This window comes from Nitrobacter sp. TKz-YC01, from assembly GCF_047824785.1.
GTDB lineage: Bacteria > Pseudomonadota > Alphaproteobacteria > Rhizobiales > Xanthobacteraceae > Nitrobacter.
Window position 1 is genome coordinate 3,574,175 of the sequence record NZ_CP181167.1, and the last position, 17,630, is coordinate 3,591,804.

Below are 17,630 nucleotides of genomic sequence, written 5' to 3' on the forward strand. Positions count from 1 at the left end.
GGGAAGCGTCAGCATCGTTTTTGGTTCGGCGGACAACGCCATCAACATGCTCCGGAGGACTGTAGGGTGCATAAAGTTCTAGGTTCAGGACTCATTGATCAGATCCAGAAGATGACGGTTGCTGCGATGCAGATAGCCGAGAAGAAGGTGTGAGCGCATCGATCGTAGCGGGTATGGATGCGCCGCCAGTCCTTGAGCCTGCCGAACGCATTTTCGATTTTGTGCCGTTGGCGATAGAGAATACGGTCATGTTCGATCGGCTTTGCGCGGTTGGACTTGGATGGGATGCAGGCCGTGATGCCCCGGGCCGCGAGCGCCTGGCGGAACCAGTTGGCGTCATAGCCCTTGTCGCCGAGCAACTGCTTGGCGGGCGGCATCGCATCGATCATCAACGCGGCCCCTTTATAATCGCTCATCTGGCCTTCGCTAAGCAGCATGATGACAGGGCGTCCCTGACCATCGCAGACGGCGTGCAGCTTTGAGTTCAGACCGCCCTTCGTGCGCCCGATACGTCGGGGAATAGGCCCTTTTTTAAAAGGCTTGCAGCGGTGCGATGCGCCTTCAGATGGGTGGCGTCGATCATTAACCGCTTCGGAGCGCCGCCCTTACGAGCCAGTTCGGCAAATATCCTGTTGAACACACCAAGACGGCTCCAGCGCACGAAACGATTGTAGACGGTCTTGTGCGGACCATACTCACGCGGCGCATCGCGCCAGCGCAGCCCGTTCCTGATGACAAAAATGATGCCGCTGATCACCCGCCGGTCATCAACCCTCGCAACTCCGTGCGACAACGGAAAATAAGGCTCGATCCGGCGCATCTGCGCTTCGGTGAGCAGAAACAAATCGGACATCGCGGCGTCTCCCAGCAACGCTAATGAATCAGTCCAAACACCTCTCCGCAAGAAATTAATGGGTCCTGATCCTAGCATTACAGTCGTAATTTGTATTGCGCGCGTTAGCGAGTTCTGACTCGATTCATCACCATGATTCGACATCAATCATGGACGACGGGCGCGTCGATCGAAACGGTGCTGGAGTTGTGGGCGCTTTCGCTGCGGGACGTGAAGCGGCGGATACGCCCCTTGTTTGCGCAGGCGCGTACCGCTGCGAGCGCGGGCGCGTTCATTGACGGGCTGCTGAGCGAGGAGCAGCGCAAGACTGGCTGGATGCGAGCGGAAGCGGCAGGCGATCCCGGCCCGTGGCGCCAGCAGGAGCTTCTGGGCCGAGACCGCTGGGACGCAGACGAACTGCGCGATCTGGTGGGCGATTATGTGGTCGAGCATCTCGGCGATGAAGGCGCGGTGCTGGTCGTCGACGAGACCGGCTTTCTCAAGCAGGGCAAGGCGTCCTGCGGAGTGGCGCGACAATACACCGGTTGCCGCGAAGATGATCGCGCGCGCCATTGCGGCGCGCGTCCCGTTCGCCTGGGTTGCGGGCGACAGCGTCTATGGCGTCGGCGACATCGAGCGGGATTTGCGCCGGGCTGGCAAAGGCTATGTGCTCGGCGTCGCCGCCAATCACTGGTTCGGATCCTGGAGCCGGAAGCGGTCGATCGGCGGCTCGGCGGAAGAAATCGCCAGAACCTTGAAGTCGGTCGACTGGCGACGCTTGTCGGCGGGTAGCGGAACCAAGGGGCCGCGCTGGCATGATTGGGCCTATCTCGAACTCGCCGATCTCGACGCTGGTGAGTTTAATGCGGAGCGCAGCGGCCCGTGGACGCGCGGCTTGCTGATCCGACGCCACATCGCCGACGGCGAACTCGCCTACTTCACCACCTGGTGTCCGGCCGGAACTTCCATCAAGCAGTTGGTCGCCGTTGAAGGACATCGCTGGGCGATCGAAGACAGCTTTGAGACCGCAAAGAACGAGTTCGGCCTCGATCACAATGAAACGCGGTCCTGGCACGGCTGGCATCGCCATGTGTCTCTGGTCATGTTGACCTTCGCCATGATGGCCGCCATTCGCCGAAAAGCTAACGCACCACCCCAAAAAAACACTTCGCGCGCAACCCGAACCCGCAAGGCCTCATCCGTTGGTCGGTCCAGGAAATCCGCAGAATAGCGCAGCGGCGCGCGCGACAACGGATCCGACCCAGCTATGTCATCGCGTGGTCGATGTGGCGACGTGCTCACCAAGCCATCGCTCAAAAAGCACATATCAAGCAAAAATTACGACTGTAATGCTAGCGGTTCGTCGCTGTTATCTTCAGGTGTGGCGCGCCTCGGCTCATTGCCGTGGCCGAGCTGACCTCGTTCACGACGCCGTCAATTCTGATTTCGCCACATCCTTTTCCGAAAAGGCAGACCTGATCTTCCCTCGTCATGCACTTCTTCGCAGATCCGCTCGCCGTGCTGGTTAGCGGTCTCGCTCTAGGCAATCGGCACTTTATACAACAAGATCAGTCGGGTAGCTATCGTTGCCAGTGCCACGGATGAGACTTCGTTGAAACCACTAAATGACAAGAGAACACGTATGCAGGTACTCGTTTTCAACGCCGGCAGTTCCAGTCTCAAGTTCGGCGTCTTCGGAGTCGGCACGGAGACACGTGAGGTCTTCAGGGGTTCTTACGAGCGCTTTCGGGCGGGAGGATGCGAATACCGTTTTCGGCATGGAGAAGCCGACGAGCGGGGTGCGGCCGAATTCGATAGTCCCGGCGAAGCGCTGAAAGGGGTTCCGGCCGCGCTGAAGCGGTTCGGACTCGACGCAATCGACGCTGTCGGGCACAGGATCGTCCATGGCGGCGCAAGGTTTTCCTCGCCGACACTGCTGGATGACGAAACGGTCGAGGCCATCGAGGCGCTGACGCCGCTGGCTCCGCTGCACAATCCGGCCAATCTCGAGGCAGTCAGGCTCTGCCGCGGCCTTTGGCCGGACATACGTCAGGTGGCAGTGTTCGACACAGCCTTCCACCTCAGCAACCCGGCGTTCGTGACAACCTATGCGGTGCCCTCGAAATGGCGGGAGGCCGGCCTTCGCCGCTATGGGTTCCATGGAACTTCCCACAAATATGTGGCCGAGAGGGCAGCCCAAGAGATCGGCCGGCCGCTTTCCGACCTCCAACTGGTGAGCATTCATCTCGGCAACGGCGCCAGCATCTGCGCCGTCAACCGCGGGCACAGCATGGACAGTTCGATGGGCATGACGCCGCTCGAGGGGCTGGTGATGGGTACCCGCTCCGGTGACGTGGACCCAGGCGCGTTTGGCTTTCTGTCGCGCGAACTTCAGCTTTCGGTGCAGGAGATCGAGGATGCGCTCTATGACGAGAGCGGGCTGAAGGGGCTGGCAGGCTCGTCTGACATGCGCGACATTGAAGACAGGGCGACTAAGGGCGACCCCCAGGCCCAACTCACGATCGAGATCTACGCATATCGCGCCAAAAAATATGTCGGGGCTTATGCTGCAGCCATGGGAGGACTGGACGCGATCGTCTTCACCGGCGGCATCGGCGAGAATTCCCCCTCCATGCGCCGGCGCATCTGCGACGGTCTGGACTTCATGGGTCTGCAACTCGACCACGACCGCAACATGGCCGTGAACCTGTCAGGCCGCGCGGCGCCGCAAATCCAGGCTTACGGTTCGCGTGTCCGTGTCTTCGTGACGGAGACGGCCGAGCAACTCATGATCGCCCGCGAGACGGCTGCGGCGCTCGCCGCCGGCCAGACCGGGGGCCAGTTGCGCCTGCCGATTGCGGTTTCGGCCAGGCACGTCCACCTGTCACGTGAGGCCGTGGATGAGCTGTTCGGCAAGGGCTACGTGCTCGACCAGGCGACACCGTTGCGACAGCCGGGTCACTGGTCGGCAAGGGAAAGGGTGACGCTCGTTGGGCCCAAGGGCAGACTTGAGCGTGTCGCCATACTCGGACCGCTGCGTCAACGCACGCAGATCGAAGTGTCGCGCACCGACAGCTTTGCCCTCGGCATCGACGTGCCGGTGCGGGACAGCGGCAGGCTTGAGGCTACGCCGCAGGTTACGATCGAGGGGCCTGCCGGAAGCTTTACCACCGACGGCCTCATCATCGCGGCAAGGCACATCCATACCAATCCCGCCGATGCGGCGAGGCTCGGCATCCTGGACGGCGAATATGTCGACGTCCGCGTCAGCGACGACGATCGCACACTGACCTTCGGCCGGACTCTGGTACGGGTGGGCAAGGTCTCCTTCACGGAGGTGCACATCGACACCGATGAGGCCAACGCGGCAGGGACCGAAGTGGCGGCAACGGGGGAACTCGTGCAGGTCTGAGGTGACGGCATGGCTGACGTCAGGCGCCATCAGTCTAGCGCCTCGGCGGCAGTCTTCTAGAGCCAGCTCCATTCTTGGATCTCAGGCATGTCTTCACCATACTGCCGGACATACGAGGCATGCTCGGCCAGCGCTTGCTCGCAACGTTCGATCACTCGTTCGCCGCCCATGCCAAGATTCGGCAGCCGCCTGACGGCGGCTATGACCAGATGGAAGCGGTCGAGTTCGTTCATGACCGCTATATCGAACGGCGTGGTGGTCGTACCTTCTTCCTGGAAACCATGGACATGGAAATTGGCGTGGTTGATCCGCTTATAGGTCAGGCGGTGAATGAGGTAAGGATAACCATGGTAGGCGAAGATCACGGGCTTATCTTTCGTGAAGAGAGCGTCGAATTCATCGTCGGTGAACCCGTGCGGATGTGTCGTGTGGGATTGCAGCGTCATCAGGTCGACGACATTGACCACCCGGATGCGAAGATCAGGCAGCTCGCGGCACAGCAGGTCGACGGCGGCGAGAACTTCCAGTGTCGGCACGTCGCCGCAGCAGGCCATTACCACATCGGGCTCCTCGTCAGCCGGGCATGTGCAGGCCCATTCCCAAATCCCGGCGCCCGCCTCGCAATGGCGTTCCGCCTGCTCGGCTGTGAGCCATTGCGGCTGCGGCTGCTTGCCGGCCGTGATCACGTTGATCCGGTTCCAGGTCCTCAGGCAGTGGTCGGTGACCCAGAGCAGCGTGTTTGCATCCGGCGGAAAATACAGGCGAACGGTGTCGGCCTTCTTGTTGGCGACGAAGTCGGCGAAGCCCGGATCCTGGTGGCTGAAGCCATTATGATCTTGCCGCCAGACATGCGAGGTCAGGAGATAGTTGAGAGAGGCGATCGGCTTGCGCCATGGTAGTTCCGCAGAAACTTTGAGCCATTTGGCATGCTGATTGACCATAGAATCCACGATGTGGATGAAGGCCTCGTAGCAGGAGAACAGGCCATGTCGTCCAGTTAGCAGGTAACCCTCCAGCCACCCCTGACAAAGATGCTCCGACAGAACCTCCATTACCCGCCCCTCGCGCGCGAGGTGCACATCGTAGGATTCGATCTTCTCCATCCAGACCCGGTCCGTCACCTCGAAGACGGCGTCAAGCCTGTTCGAGGCGGTCTCGTCCGGACCCATGAGGCGGAAATTCCTTGCCTCGGCATTGAGGCGCATGACCTCACGCAGATAAGCTCCCATCAAGCGGGTCGCCTCGGCGATCGTTTCGCCCGGTTGCCCGACGTCGAGTGCGAGGCTCTTCCATTCCGGCAGGAGGAGGTCCTTCTTCAGTATCCCGCCATTGGCATGCGGTAGCGCGCCCATGCGCTTCTCGCCTTCGGGCGCCAGGGAAGCGATCTCCGGTTGGAAGCAGCCTTTCTCGTCGAACAGCTCCTCCGGCCGATAGCTGCGCAGCCACTCTTCGAGGATCTTGCGGTGGGCGGCATTTCCCCGTGCATTCGACACCGGGACCTGATGCGAGCGCCAGAAGTCCTCCACTCGTCTGCCGTCGACCTCCTTCGGTCCGGTCCAGCCTTTCGGGCTTCGCAGGATGATCATCGGCCAGCGCGGGCGCTCGCCCGACCAGCCTTCCGTCCGCGCCTCTCGCTGAATGTCCTGAATTCGATCCATGGCCAAATCCACGGTCGCCGCCATGGCGCGATGCATTGGGATTGGCTCATGCCCCTCCACGAAGAGCGGCTCGTAGCCGTAGCCACTGAAAAGATCGCGGAGTTCCGCGTCCGGCATGCGCGCCAACAAAGTGGGATTGGCGATCTTGTAGCCGTTGAGGTGAAGGATCGGCAGAACCGCGCCATCGACTTGCGGATTCAGAAACTTGTTGGAATGCCAGGCGGCGGCCAGCGGACCCGTCTCGGCTTCCCCGTCGCCGACGACGCAGGCGACGGTCAGGTCGGGATTGTCGAAAGCGGCACCGAAGGCATGGACAAGGGCGTAGCCGAGTTCGCCTCCCTCATGGATGGAACCGGGCGTCTCGGGTGCGACGTGGCTGGGTACCCCGCCCGGGAACGAGAACTGCCGGAAAAGCTTCCGCAATCCTTCTTCATTCCGCGTGATCTCCGGATAGATCTCGCTATAGGAGCCCTCGAGGTAGGTGTTGGCGACCATTGCAGGCCCGCCGTGACCGGGACCGCAGATGTAGAGGATTTCCGTGCCGCGTTCCCTGATAACGCGATTCAGATGCACGTAAATGAAATTCAGCCCGGGCGTCGTACCCCAGTGACCGAGCAGCCGCGGCTTCACGTCTTCCGCCTTCAACGGTTCTCGCAGCAGCGGATTATCCATCAGGTAGATTTGGCCGACCGACACGTAGTTAGCCGCGCGCCAGTAGCGGTCGATCAGACCTAGTTGCGTATTATCCAGTTCCGCCATTCTGAGCTCCGTAATCCAGATTTCTGCCATAAACCGGTCGTGAGTGGCCTCGCCAACCGGTCATGAATGGCTGGTACCGCTCAGTTGCCTCGAACACCCAATGTGACATGCCACGGTCGCCTACTTTGGCCGGGTGAAGTCGATCACCCCACTAAGTCTCGGCGCGACCGATCAGAAATGCTCCTATCGGGTATCGCACAGCCAAGAGTTTATCGAAATCAAGGCAACAGATGCACAAACGTGTGCGTCTGTTCGCCAGGCGATAGCCTCCATGGTATCAGAGTGAAAACAGCTATCGACAGGAAGGAGACGAGCCGATGCCCAGAACGATGGTCGGAATGGCTTGGGTAGCGGTGCTGATGACTCTCGGCCCAGCGTTAGCCTATTCCGATGACCTTGCCCGAGGGAAGGCGCTGGCGGAGTTGAACTGCGCGCGCTGCCACGCGATCGATCGAACAAGCAAAAGCGAGCATGCGGGTGCGCCCCCCTTCCGGACGCTTTCACAGCGTTACCCTATCGATGCGCTGGAGGAAGCCCTCGCCGAAGGCATATCTACTGGGCATCCAGACATGCCAGAGTTTGTGGCGACCCCCGATCAAATCGACGCAATCCTTGACTATATCAGTAGCCTCAATGATTAGATCACGATCCGTATCGCAAGGCCCGGGGAGTGGGTGCAGGGGCTGATAGGCTGGGTCGGCGTGCGGCCTATGGGTCGCCGCCGAAGATCTTGAGCTTGATTGCAATGCCGGCCATCAGCGCGATCAGGATGCCAGTGGTGATGATACGCACCGTTGTCTGTACGGCGGTGCGCTTGGCGAGCCGAAATCCGGCCAGCAGCGAACGAAGATCCCGAATGTCCTCCGCGGCGTCCTTGCCATTGAGCCCTACCTCTTGCAGGGCGCGTCGCGCGCCAGTTTCGGCTGCGCGTGCCAGCAGCATCTCGAACTCGGTCTCTGACATGCGGAATTGCTCGTTCGCTTCCGGCGGCGTCATGGCGGTTCTCCGGTAATTTTGATATCCGGTTGCGGAGCTGCCCGCGGCCGTTCAGGTCGCGACACCAGCCTCGCACAACATGGTGATGAAGCGGCCGCGACGTGTCGGCGGAGGTGCGGATGTTGTAGATGGTGCCGGAGCGGACCTCAATCAGCCGCCATGCGGCGGTGATGGTGGCGGTCTCGGCATCGAAGCGCACCAGGATCAGCGCCGGCTGCACTTCCTGCAGGCGGGCAGCGATGACGGTTTCGCCGCCTTTCGATGGAAGGATGCAGGCATCGCGCTCGAACTGCGCAACCCACATGCCGACGGTATTGCCGTAGCCGTCGTCGACTTCCCCGCGCTTTTCGAAGCTGACGCGGTCGCGCAGATCGTTGGCGGAAATGTTGGTCATCAGAGCGGCCGCATCCGGTAGGGCTCGATCAGCGCATGGACGGTGCGGTCGATGGCCACATCGATGCTGGTATCGGCCCCATCGAAGAGCCGCTGGACGATGAGCAGGATAGCTTGACGGATCGGTTCTGGTACATCGGCCGCGGTACCGAAACCGGCGGCGAAGGTAATCGATACGGCATCAATCCGGAGACAGGTTGCCGGCCAGGCTTGTCCCAACTGCCGTGCGGCATAGGCGCCCCGCGCATCAGCGAACAGATCGTATCCGACTGCGCACGCAAGGGCTGACAAGCTTGGTCGCGGATCTCGGTGGCATCGACCCTGATCGGAAGCCCAACGACGAGAGGAAAGCAGCGTGACCCAAAAAGCCTCCGTCACGCGCGATCACGACACCATCACCGTGCATGTGCCGCTGACCTTCGCCAGGCGCGGTGGCCGCAAGCAGATCGTCCTGCCCGACGGCACATCGTCATGGACGCCGCCACGCGCCCGTGTCGACAACACCATGGTGAAGGCGATCGCGCGTGGCTTCCGTTGGCGCAAGCTGGTGGAAACCGGCGTTCATGCCACCGTCGAGGACATTGCCGCCGCAGAGAGGATCAATGCATCCTATGTCAGCCGCGTCCTGCGCCTCACCCTACTGGCGCCGCACATCGTGGAGGCAATCATAGATGGCCGGCAGGGATCGGAAATCACGCTGGCGGCGTTGATGAAGCCGTTTCCGGTGGAGTGGGAGAGGCAATGTAGTTATCTTGCGATTTCTAAAGCGGATAGCGCAAGGTAGCCGCCAACGATCCTGCGCCCGGAATATCATTCTTGCGTGCGGCAATGACGCGAGCACCGCTGGTTAGTGCACGACGCATGATCTCATCCACAATTCCATAGGTGTCGGGCCCTTCCTCGCCAAAGACTACGGCTCCGGTATCCTCGTCGACGGTGCCATGGACGATCTCGTCGAAGTTCACCAGCAGGGTTTCTATTCCGCCAAACGTGGCAAGACGCGCTGCGTCCGAGATATCTGTGGTGGCCCGACGGTCATTGGCGCGTTGTTCAAACAGAGCCCTGACGCCTTCGATCTCCCGCGCGTAGGCGGCATCGAGTATGGGCCGCGCCGCTGCGGCGATCTCGCTCTCCGTCGAACGGTCATCGGTCACCGTCAGGGTTTCGGGGACGAGATTTGGATTGCTGTTGATCGAACGGAAAATGGCCGCCACCGGCTCATTCGCAGCCAGAATCAGTGGCACGTCGCGTCCCGCAAGTATCGGGCGAATGGCCGCATCCACCATGCGCGAATATTGTGCAAGCCGTACCTTCTGACCCTCCGACCCCATTACGCGGCGCAACGAGGTACGATTGTTAAGTGAGGAGACCTTGACCGCGCTGGCCGCATCCTTTGGCAGGTCCGGCACCTGCAGACGCTGCGGCGGCAAGTCAGGAAACACCTCGATCAGTCGCACATTGTTCTCGGAGATTGCCAGCACGAACGCTTCATTTGGGAAGGTGATGGCGCGCATCAGCGGCTTGAGTAAAAAGCGATCCGCCACTTCAATCGCCGACTGGAGTCGATTTGCCAGCCGGAAGGTCTGGATGGTGTCCGGCGTTGCAAAGATCGCGAGGGAACGCGCCTGAAAGCGCCAGAACTCGTCATCATCCAACAAATCGTCGAGCTGTTCCGCCAGGAGCGCCAGTCGCCGCTTGTCCAGACCACCGGCTTCAAGCTGGGCATAGGCCTGCTTAGCGAGATTGCCGGCCTCGATGCGCGAGGCCTCGACATCCTGGGTCAAAGGAGTAGTCGGAACGTAGATGGATACGCAGGCATCGGCGCGCACATCATTGAGCTTGCGCAAATCGGAGAGCGCGGGGATGTCGACATAGAGCATGGGTGATCCTTCGCTTCTTCGAGACAATCTACGCTTTCACTTAGTGCTCGGGAGATATGGTTGCAAACTGGCGGATCGGAAGTTTGCGCGCTTGTGTCTCAAGGAGCTTCCGGAGCCAGGGGCAATGCGGCCCGGACCATAAACGTTGTTGCGATCCTCGACGCAAGGCAGCGGCCGGACATCATGCTGGCCAAGCTGATGAGGCCGTTTCCGGTGGAGTGGGAAAAGCAGCGATTTTGACGATGTCAGGCGTCGTTCTGTATCCAGACGTTCGGCGCAGCCTTCCAATGTGCGCCAGCTGGCATTAAACCCTTCAAGGGTCGCGTCCAGACGAGCGAACGCGTGAGGGGCAGGAATTGACAACAGCAAGCAACGGCAATGGCGATCTTGCCTTCACGGCGGAGCTGTTCAAGGCGGCCGACAAGCTCCGGGGCAATCTGGAGCCATCGGAATACAAGCATGTCGCGCTCGGCCTGATCTTCCTCAAATACATCTCCGATGCCTTCGAGGCCCAGCGGGTCAGGCTCACGACCGATCAATACGCCGATGCCGAAGACCCCGAGGAGTATCTGGCCGAGCATGTGTTCTGGGTGCCGAAGGAAGCCCGCTGGTCGTATCTCCAGGCGAACGCCAAGCGCCCCGAAATCGGCAAGCTGATCGATGAGGCGATGGAGGCCATCGAGAAGGCTCCATCGAACGAGGGCCTGAAAGGCGTCCTGCCGAAGAATTATGCCCGCCCGACGCTCAACAAGACCATGCTGGGCGAACTGATCGACCTGTTCTCCAACATCGGCATGCACGACAGCACCGATAAGGCGAAAGATCTGCTCGGCCGGGTCTACGAGTATTTCCTGTCGGGCTTTGCCGGCTCCGAAGGCAAGCGCGGTGGCGAATTCTTCACGCCCCGCTCGGTGGTGCGCACGCTGGTCGAGATGCTGGAGCCTTATCAGGGCCGCGTCTACGATCCATGCTGCGGCTCAGGCGGCATGTTCGTGCAGTCGGAGAAATTCATCGAGGAACATGGCGGGCGACGCGATGCCATCGCCGTCTACGGGCAGGAGATCAACCACACCACATGGCGGCTGGCGAAGATGAACCTCGCCGTGCAGGGCATTGACGCCGACATTCGCTGGAACAATGAAGGCAGCTTCCACCGCGACGAGTTCGCGGACCTCAAGGCGGATTTCATCCTCGCCAATCCACCTTTCAACATTTCCGATTGGGGCGGCGAGCGGCTGAGCGAGGATCAACGCTGGAAATACGGCACGCCGCCGAAGAGCAACGCCAACTTCGCCTGGCTCCAGCATATCCTGCATCATCTCGCGCCACGCGGCACGGCGGGCGTGGTGCTCGCCAACGGCTCGATGTCCTCGCAGCAATCGGGCGAGGGCGACATCCGCAAGGCGATGATCGAAGCCGACGTGGTGGACGCCATGGTGGCCTTGCCGGGGCAGTTGTTCTTCTCGACCCAGATCCCGGCCTGTCTCTGGATCCTGGCGCGGGACAAGAGCGCCAATGGTCACCGCAACCGGCGCGGGGAAATCCTGTTCATCGACGCCAGAAAACTTGGCTTCATGGTGGACCGCGTGCGTCGCGAATTCAGTGCCGAGGATATTTCAAGGGTCTCCGGTGCCTATCATCGCTGGCGGGGCAAGGATCACGCCGACGCCTATGCCGACGAACCGGGCTTCTGCAAATCGGCGACACTCGCCGAGGTGCGCGAGCATGGTCATGTGCTGACGCCGGGACGCTATGTCGGCGCTGCGGATGCCGAGGATGATGGCGTACCCTTTGCCGAGAAGTTCGCGGAATTGCGCGAGCAGTTGCAGGATCAGTTTGCGGAAGGCCGGGAGCTGGAGGAGCGGATTAATAGTGTGTTTGTGGACGTGTCGCCAAATGGCTGAGTTCCCAAGCCGTACATTGGGTGAGCTTGCCGCCGACGAACCGGGGGCAATTGCGATTGGTCCGTTCGGCTCACGTATGAAAGCGGAAGTGTATGTCGATCAGGGTGTCCCTGTAATCCGAGGCACAAATATAGGTGGTGATCGAGCCCTCAAGGGTGATTGGGTTTATGTCACAGAAGCGTTCGCTTCTGACATGCCAAACTGCATTGTGAAGGATGGAGATTTAGTATTTCCTCACCGTGGATCTATTGGCGAAGTTGCTCTAATTGAGAAAAAGCATGGGCATGTTGTTCTTTCAACCAGCATGATGAAATTTCGACCTAACCCGACCCAAGCAGATAGTACTTTTCTCTACTACTTCTTCCGCTCAGTTGCGGGTCGACATGAGATCATGCGGTTCGCGTCGCAGGTTGGGACACCTGGCATTGGGCAACCTTTGACATCCTTACGGCAGTTCAAAGTCCCGTTGCCACCAATCCATACGCAGCTAGCAATCGCAGAACTTCTTGGCTCCCTCGACGACAAGATCGAGCTGAACCGGCGGACGAACGAGACGCTGGAGGCGATGGCGCAGGCGATCTTCCGCGACTGGTTTGTCGATTTCGGCCCGACCCGCCGCAAGATCGACGGCGCGACCGATCCTGTCGAGGTCATGGGCGGGCTGGTCAGTGATCCCGACAGGGCGCGGGAACTGGCGGCGCTGTTTCCGGCTGTGCTGGGCGACGATGGGCTGCCGGAGGGGTGGCGAGAAGGCACGCTCGGCGATGTTGCCCGTACCGTCGGTATCAGCGTGTTGCCTGCTCAGATTTCGCCTAACACGCCGTACATCGGACTGGAGCATATGCCGCGCCGATCAATCGCGTTGACAGAATGGGAAGCGGCCTCGAAAGTGTCATCGAACAAGTCCGCTTTCCGTCGCGGCCAAATCCTGTTCGGAAAGCTGAGGCCATACTTCCACAAAGTAGGCCTCGCGCCCGTTGATGGCGTCTGTTCAACCGACATTATCGTGTTGGATGCCATCCATGGGCAGGCTCGCCCGATGGTAACCGCATGTGTCTCGACGGATGAGTTCATTGCGTTCACCGATCAAGGCTCTACCGGCACGAAGATGCCGCGGACAAGTTGGGGCAATATGAAGAAGTATCAGATCGCTCTCGCAACGGACGCGGTTGTTGCAAGCTTTGCGGCTGTTGCTTCTCCGCTAATGGATAAGATTGTGGCAGCTATCCACGAAAACCGCACCCTCGCCGCCACCCGGGACCTTCTTCTCCCCAGGCTGATGTCTGGAGAAATCCGTCTGCGTGACGCCGAGCGCCAGATCGAGGCGGTCGCCTGATGGCGGTGCAGTATCATCAGGGCAGGTTCCCGCCCGAAAATCTCGATTGGCCGCGCCTGCTGCCGCTGATCGGCCCAGCCAATGCGGCGGTCGCCTGTTACGAGGGCGTGCTGCACGGCATTCCCTATCCGAATGTGCTGCTGTCGCCGCTGACCGCGCAGGAAGCGGTGCTGTCGAGCCGCATCGAAGGCACGCAGGCCACTCTCGGTGAGGTGCTGGAGTTCGAGGCGCAGGGCGAGCTGTTTGACGAGAGCACGCCAAAGAAGGCCGACATTCGCGAGGTGTTGAACTATCGCGCCGCCTTGAACGAGGCCACGCGGCTGCTGGCCGAGCTGCCGCTCTCGCAACGGCTGATCCGCCAGACCCATGGCGTGTTGATGCAGGGTGTGCGCGGGCGCAACAAGGACCCCGGCGAGTATCGACGTATCGCCAACTGGATCGGCCCGGGGGGGTGTTCCGTGGATGAGGCGCGGTTCGTGCCCTGTGCTGCCGACAAGCTGCCGCAGGCGATGGACGCATGGGAGCAGTATCTCCATGCCGATGCTCCCGACAAGCTCGTCCAGCTTGCGATTGTTCACGCCGAGTTCGAGGCAATCCATCCCTTTCTGGATGGTAACGGGCGGCTCGGTCGCCTGGTTGTTCCGCTGTTCCTCTACGCGAACGGACTGCTTTCGCGCCCCAATTTCTATCTGAGCGACTACCTCGAAAGCCGCCGGGAGGAGTATTATGAGCGCCTGCTGGCCGTCTCCCGCGACGATGACTGGTCGGGCTGGGTCGCGTTTTTCCTGAAGGCGCTGATCGCGCAGGCCGAGGCAAACCAGACCAAGGCGCAGGCGATCCATACCCTCTACCGTGACCGGAAAGACTGGATTGCGCAGGTTACACGCTCGCAATACGGGGTGCGGGCGCTCGACTGGATGTTTGCTCGCCCGATCTTCAAGACATCGGATTTTGTCGAAACCGCCGATATTCCTCGCCCAACGGCAAACCGCATTTTGCGGCTGGTGCGCGATGAGGGGCTGTTGACGGAATTGCAGTCTGCGAGCGGCAGGCGCGCAGCCATTCTGGCATTTGCCGAACTGTTGAACATTGCGGAGGGGCGGAGCGTATTTTGAGGCTCATGGATGAGCGACAAGACAGCTTGTTGCTCACATATTGCCGATATGTGATACACAACAAGGCTTGATGCGAACAGGTGAGCCACAACGCGTCTGGGGATTGGGGGGAGCGCGGGATGGGTATTACGGAGGACGTGGTCGAACAGGCCGCGCTCGGCATTCTTGCGGATCTGGGCTATGCGTATGCTGGCTCTGCCCGGATCGCCCCGGACGGTTCCGCTCCGGAACGTCTGGCTTATGGCGATGTCATCCTGGCAGCACGTCTGAGCGCGTGTTGATTTCCACTGAGAGTTGACCCGGGATTTCCACCGAGAAGTGACCCGCCTTGATGATGTGTTCTGGGTCAGGTTGTCGTCAAGTTGCGCGCTTTCTCCTTTGCGGGTTTTGGCGGTTTCGCGGAACTGGTCTTGAAGCGGAAGCTGTCGTTTCCTGTCTCGACGATGTGGCATCGGTGGGTGAGCCGGTCGAGGAGAGCGGCGGTCATCTTGGCGTCGCCGAAGACGCTGGCCCATTCGCCGAAGCTCAGATTGGTCGTGATGACCACGCTCGTCCGCTCGTAGAGCTTGCTCAGCAGGTGGAAGAGCAAGGCGCCGCCCGAGGCGCTGAACGGCAGGTAGCCGAGTTCGTCCAGGATGACGAGATCGGAGTGGCAGAGGCGCGCTGCGATCTGCCCGGCCTTGCCCTGAAGCTTCTCCTGTTCGAGGGCGTTGACGAGCTCGATGGTGGAGAAGAACCGGACGCGCTTACGATGATGCTCAATGGCCTGCACGCCGAGCGCGGTGGCGATATGCGTCTTGCCTGTACCGGGGCCGCCCACGAGGACGACGTTGTGAGCGTCTTCGAGGAACTCGCAGCGATGCAGCTGGCGCACGAGCGCCTCGTTGACCTCGCTGCTGGCGAAGTCGAAGCCGGTCAGGTCGCGGTAGGTTGGGAAGCGCGCCGCCTTGAGCTGGTAAGCCGTTGAGCGAACCTCCCTGTCAGCCGTCTCCGCCTTGAGGAGTTGCAACAGGACCGGCAGCGCCGCCTCGAAGGCGGGAGAGCCTTGCTCGGTCAGCTCGGCGACGGCCTGGGCCATGCCGTGCATCTTGAGGCTGCGCAACATGATGACGACGGCGCCGCTGGCGGGATTATGACGCATGGCGCGCCTCCCCAGTCTGACGCAGGGCGTCATATCGCTCGACGTCGGCCTGCGGCTCGCTCGTCAGCGTCAGGGCCTTGGGCGCCGGAACGGCAGGCGGGTCGAGCGGTTTGCCGTCCACCAGGCGGTGCAGCAGGTTCAGGATATGGGTCTTGGTGGGCGCGCCCGCCTCGATGGCCAGTTCGACGGCGGCGAGCACGGCCTGCTCGTCATGCTGCAGGACCAGGGCCAGGATCTCGACCATCTCCCGATCGCCGCCGGGCGTCTTGAGCAGGCGCTGTTGCAGGGAGCGGAACGCAGGCGGCAGTTCGGCGAAGGGGGCGCCGTTGCGCAGGGCTCCCGGCTTGCGCTGCAGGACGGCGAGGTAATGCCGCCAGTCGTAGACCGTCGTGCTCTGACGGTTATGGGAGCGGGCGAAGACGCGTCGATGCTCGCAGATGACCCGCCCCTCTGCGACGACGGCGATCCGCTCGGGATAGACGCGCAGGCTGACGGGCCGGTTGGCGAAGGAAGCTGGCGCGCTGTAGCGATTGCGTTCCAGATGAACGAGGCAGGTCGGCGAGACGCGCTTGACGTATTCGACGAAGCCGTCGAAGGGCCGGGTCATCTCCATCAGGCGCGGGGCTTCTTCAGCCCATGCGTCGGCGATGGAGCCGGGCCGGACGCCATGCGGAATCTCGGTCCAGAGCTCCCGGCATCGTCTCTCAAGCCAGTCGTTGAGCGCCGCCAACGATGCAAAGTTCGGCATGGGCTGCCAGAGCCGATGCCTGGCGTCCTGAACGTTCTTCTCGATCTGGCCTTTCTCCCAGCCTGATGCGGGATTGCAGAACTCGGCCTCGAACATGAAGTGGCTGACCATCGCCGAGAAGCGGGCGTTGACCTGGCGCTGCTTGCCCCGACCGACCTTGTCGACGGCGGTGCGCATGTTGTCGTAGATGCCCCGCTGCGGAACGCCGCCGAAGACCCGGAAGGCATGGTTGTGGGCGTCGAACAGCATCTCGTGGGTTTGCTGCGGATAGGCCCGCAGGATGAAGGCGCGGCTGCAGGAGAGCTTGAAGTGGGCGACCTGCAGCTTGGTCCGCTCACCGCCGATGATCGCCCAGTCCTCCGACCAGTCGAACTGGAAGGCCTCGCCTGGCTGGAACGCCAGGGGCACGTAGGCGCCGCGACTGCTGGTCTGCTGCTCCCTCTGCCGGGCGGCCTTCCACTCGCGTGCGAACGCCGCCACGCGGTTGTAGGAGCCTTCATACCCGAGCGCGACCAGATCGGCGTGCAACTGCCGGATCGTCCGCTTCTGCTTGCGGGATCTGCCCGCCTCCAGCCGGAGCATGTGGGATAGCTTGTCGGCGTAAGGATCGAGCTTGCTTGCGCGCTCGGGGACGTTGAACCGGGGCTCCACGCTGTCCGCGCGCAGATACTTGCGGACCGTGTTCCTCGACAGACCTGTGCGCCGCGAGATCTCCCGGATCGAGAAATGGTCCCGATGGCGCCAGCGCCGGATGACGCTCAATAACTCCATGCTGATCACTCCGTTCTCTCCCGCTCTCATCGCGGGGAAAAGGTTCCAACATGGGTCAAATCTCGATGGAAAAACCTCAGCTTCCCGGGTCAACTCTCAGTGGAAATCAACAGCCATCTGTACCTCCCAAGTTCTGCGCATGCGCCAAGTTACGGATAGCACACCGTTCTTCAGCCATTCGCCGGACAACGAACTGGCGTTCCAGCTCCGTGAGATCGGTCTTAAGGATCCGCTGGTAGCGGCGGATGTTGTCCCGGTGCGCCCTTATCGACGTAGCTCGCAGGTCTGACTCTCGCCGAAGACGCGCCAGGTGATACACCGCCGGAGCGACCTCCGCGTGACGATTGACATCGATGTTTATGTTTCCGGCCGAGATTCGCTTTGCCGCTCCGCCGCGTGGTGGCGGATCGTTATCATCCAGGCCGCGCAACGCGCTCAGAATTTCGCTCAACCGGAGTGGCGTCCTATGCCCCGGAATCATTCTCAGCAAGGGCGAGGATTCGACCGCATACATATCGGACGCCCAGGCCGACAGGATGGCCCGCTTTTCGTCCGAAGAGAGCTTCGGGTCTTTGAGGACCGCTTGAACGGAGCGGTGATGCGCATCCGGACGAAACTGCATCGATACAACTTGATCATGAACGGCACGCTTCATCTTCCCCTCCTTCTCCTTTCATTGGGGATC

General features: G+C 61.2%; 15 protein-coding genes and 2 pseudogenes. 8 read left to right on the plus strand and 9 right to left on the minus strand.

The annotated features are described in order from the left end of the window. Positions 1-98 precede the first annotated feature (98 nt). A protein-coding gene (locus ACMYR2_RS17070; protein ID WP_297534798.1) for an IS5 family transposase occupies positions 99-853 on the minus strand; the annotation gives its coding sequence in 2 pieces (ribosomal slippage) (positions 99-520 and positions 520-853; 756 coding nt in all). Positions 854-985: 132 nt separating this feature from the next. On the opposite strand from ACMYR2_RS17070, the pseudogene ACMYR2_RS17075 reads away from it, so the two are divergent. Both ACMYR2_RS17075 and ACMYR2_RS17080 read left to right on the plus strand, forming a co-directional pair. Next, positions 986-2,063 (plus strand): annotated as a pseudogene (locus ACMYR2_RS17075) (IS701 family transposase). Between the two features lie 411 nt (positions 2,064-2,474). Then, positions 2,475-4,244 (plus strand): acetate/propionate family kinase, encoded by a 1,770-nt coding sequence (locus ACMYR2_RS17080; protein WP_416193336.1) that lies wholly within the window; start codon positions 2,475-2,477, stop codon positions 4,242-4,244. Positions 4,245-4,300: 56 nt separating this feature from the next. Here the strand turns inward: ACMYR2_RS17080 and ACMYR2_RS17085 are convergent, their stop codons facing one another. Further along, on the minus strand, positions 4,301-6,661 hold the full coding sequence (locus tag ACMYR2_RS17085; RefSeq protein ID WP_416193337.1) for a phosphoketolase: 2,361 nt from the start codon (positions 6,659-6,661) through the stop codon (positions 4,301-4,303). 359 nt (positions 6,662-7,020) lie between these two features. On the opposite strand from ACMYR2_RS17085, the gene ACMYR2_RS17090 reads away from it, so the two are divergent. After that, on the plus strand, positions 7,021-7,302 hold the full coding sequence (locus ACMYR2_RS17090; protein WP_297535038.1) for a c-type cytochrome: 282 nt from the start codon (positions 7,021-7,023) through the stop codon (positions 7,300-7,302). Positions 7,303-7,369: 67 nt separating this feature from the next. Here the strand turns inward: ACMYR2_RS17090 and ACMYR2_RS17095 are convergent, their stop codons facing one another. From ACMYR2_RS17095 to ACMYR2_RS17105, 3 genes and pseudogenes are all read right to left on the minus strand, one after another. Beyond that, positions 7,370-7,657, minus strand: coding sequence for a DUF6127 family protein (locus ACMYR2_RS17095; protein WP_297535029.1), 288 nt, complete (start codon positions 7,655-7,657; stop codon positions 7,370-7,372). Positions 7,658-7,799: 142 nt separating this feature from the next. Then, positions 7,800-8,051, minus strand: a pseudogene (locus tag ACMYR2_RS17100) (phage head closure protein); the annotation flags it as partial. After that, entirely contained in the window at positions 8,051-8,341 is a 291-nt protein-coding gene (locus ACMYR2_RS17105) for a head-tail connector protein (protein WP_297535033.1), read from the minus strand. The pseudogene ACMYR2_RS17100 and the gene ACMYR2_RS17105, both read right to left, overlap by 1 nt. Positions 8,342-8,405: 64 nt before the next feature. Here ACMYR2_RS17105 and ACMYR2_RS17110 point away from each other — a divergent pair, with 64 nt between their 5' ends. After that, positions 8,406-8,834, plus strand: a complete 429-nt coding sequence (locus ACMYR2_RS17110) for a hypothetical protein (RefSeq protein WP_292962771.1) — start codon at positions 8,406-8,408, stop codon at positions 8,832-8,834. Here ACMYR2_RS17110 and ACMYR2_RS17115 read toward each other — a convergent pair. Next, positions 8,812-9,930 carry a hypothetical protein gene (locus tag ACMYR2_RS17115; protein ID WP_009800327.1) on the minus strand — a complete coding sequence of 373 codons (1,119 nt, stop codon included), beginning with the start codon at positions 9,928-9,930 and terminating at the stop codon, positions 8,812-8,814. The genes ACMYR2_RS17110 and ACMYR2_RS17115 overlap by 23 nt on opposite strands. A 356-nt stretch (positions 9,931-10,286) precedes the next feature. Between ACMYR2_RS17115 and ACMYR2_RS17120 the strand changes: the two genes are divergently transcribed. The 4 genes from ACMYR2_RS17120 (at position 10,287) to ACMYR2_RS17135 (ending at position 14,566) form a co-directional block, all read left to right on the plus strand. Next, complete coding sequence (locus ACMYR2_RS17120) at positions 10,287-11,834, plus strand: type I restriction-modification system subunit M (protein WP_416193338.1); 1,548 nt, start codon at positions 10,287-10,289, stop codon at positions 11,832-11,834. Beyond that, positions 11,827-13,170: a restriction endonuclease subunit S gene (locus tag ACMYR2_RS17125; protein WP_416193339.1), complete on the plus strand. Its 1,344-nt coding sequence runs from the start codon at positions 11,827-11,829 to the stop codon at positions 13,168-13,170. Before ACMYR2_RS17120 ends, ACMYR2_RS17125 begins: the two co-directional genes overlap by 8 nt. Then, complete coding sequence (locus tag ACMYR2_RS17130; RefSeq protein WP_292962765.1) at positions 13,170-14,285, plus strand: Fic family protein; 1,116 nt, start codon at positions 13,170-13,172, stop codon at positions 14,283-14,285. Before ACMYR2_RS17125 ends, ACMYR2_RS17130 begins: the two co-directional genes overlap by 1 nt. Before the next feature lie 119 nt (positions 14,286-14,404). Continuing rightward, a complete protein-coding gene (locus ACMYR2_RS17135; protein ID WP_416193340.1) occupies positions 14,405-14,566 on the plus strand; it encodes a hypothetical protein in 162 nt (53 codons plus the stop codon). Positions 14,567-14,631: 65 nt separating this feature from the next. On the opposite strand, the gene istB is transcribed toward ACMYR2_RS17135, so the two are convergent. The 3 genes from istB to ACMYR2_RS17150 form a co-directional block, all read right to left on the minus strand. Beyond that, positions 14,632-15,426, minus strand: coding sequence for an IS21-like element helper ATPase IstB (istB, locus tag ACMYR2_RS17140; protein WP_416193037.1), 795 nt, complete (start codon positions 15,424-15,426; stop codon positions 14,632-14,634). Continuing rightward, positions 15,416-16,945, minus strand: coding sequence for an IS21 family transposase (istA, locus tag ACMYR2_RS17145; RefSeq protein ID WP_416193341.1), 1,530 nt, complete (start codon positions 16,943-16,945; stop codon positions 15,416-15,418). Before istA ends, istB begins: the two co-directional genes overlap by 11 nt. Before the next feature lie 106 nt (positions 16,946-17,051). Then, positions 17,052-17,600 (minus strand): hypothetical protein, encoded by a 549-nt coding sequence (locus ACMYR2_RS17150; protein WP_416193342.1) that lies wholly within the window; start codon positions 17,598-17,600, stop codon positions 17,052-17,054. Positions 17,601-17,630: the final 30 nt, after the last annotated feature.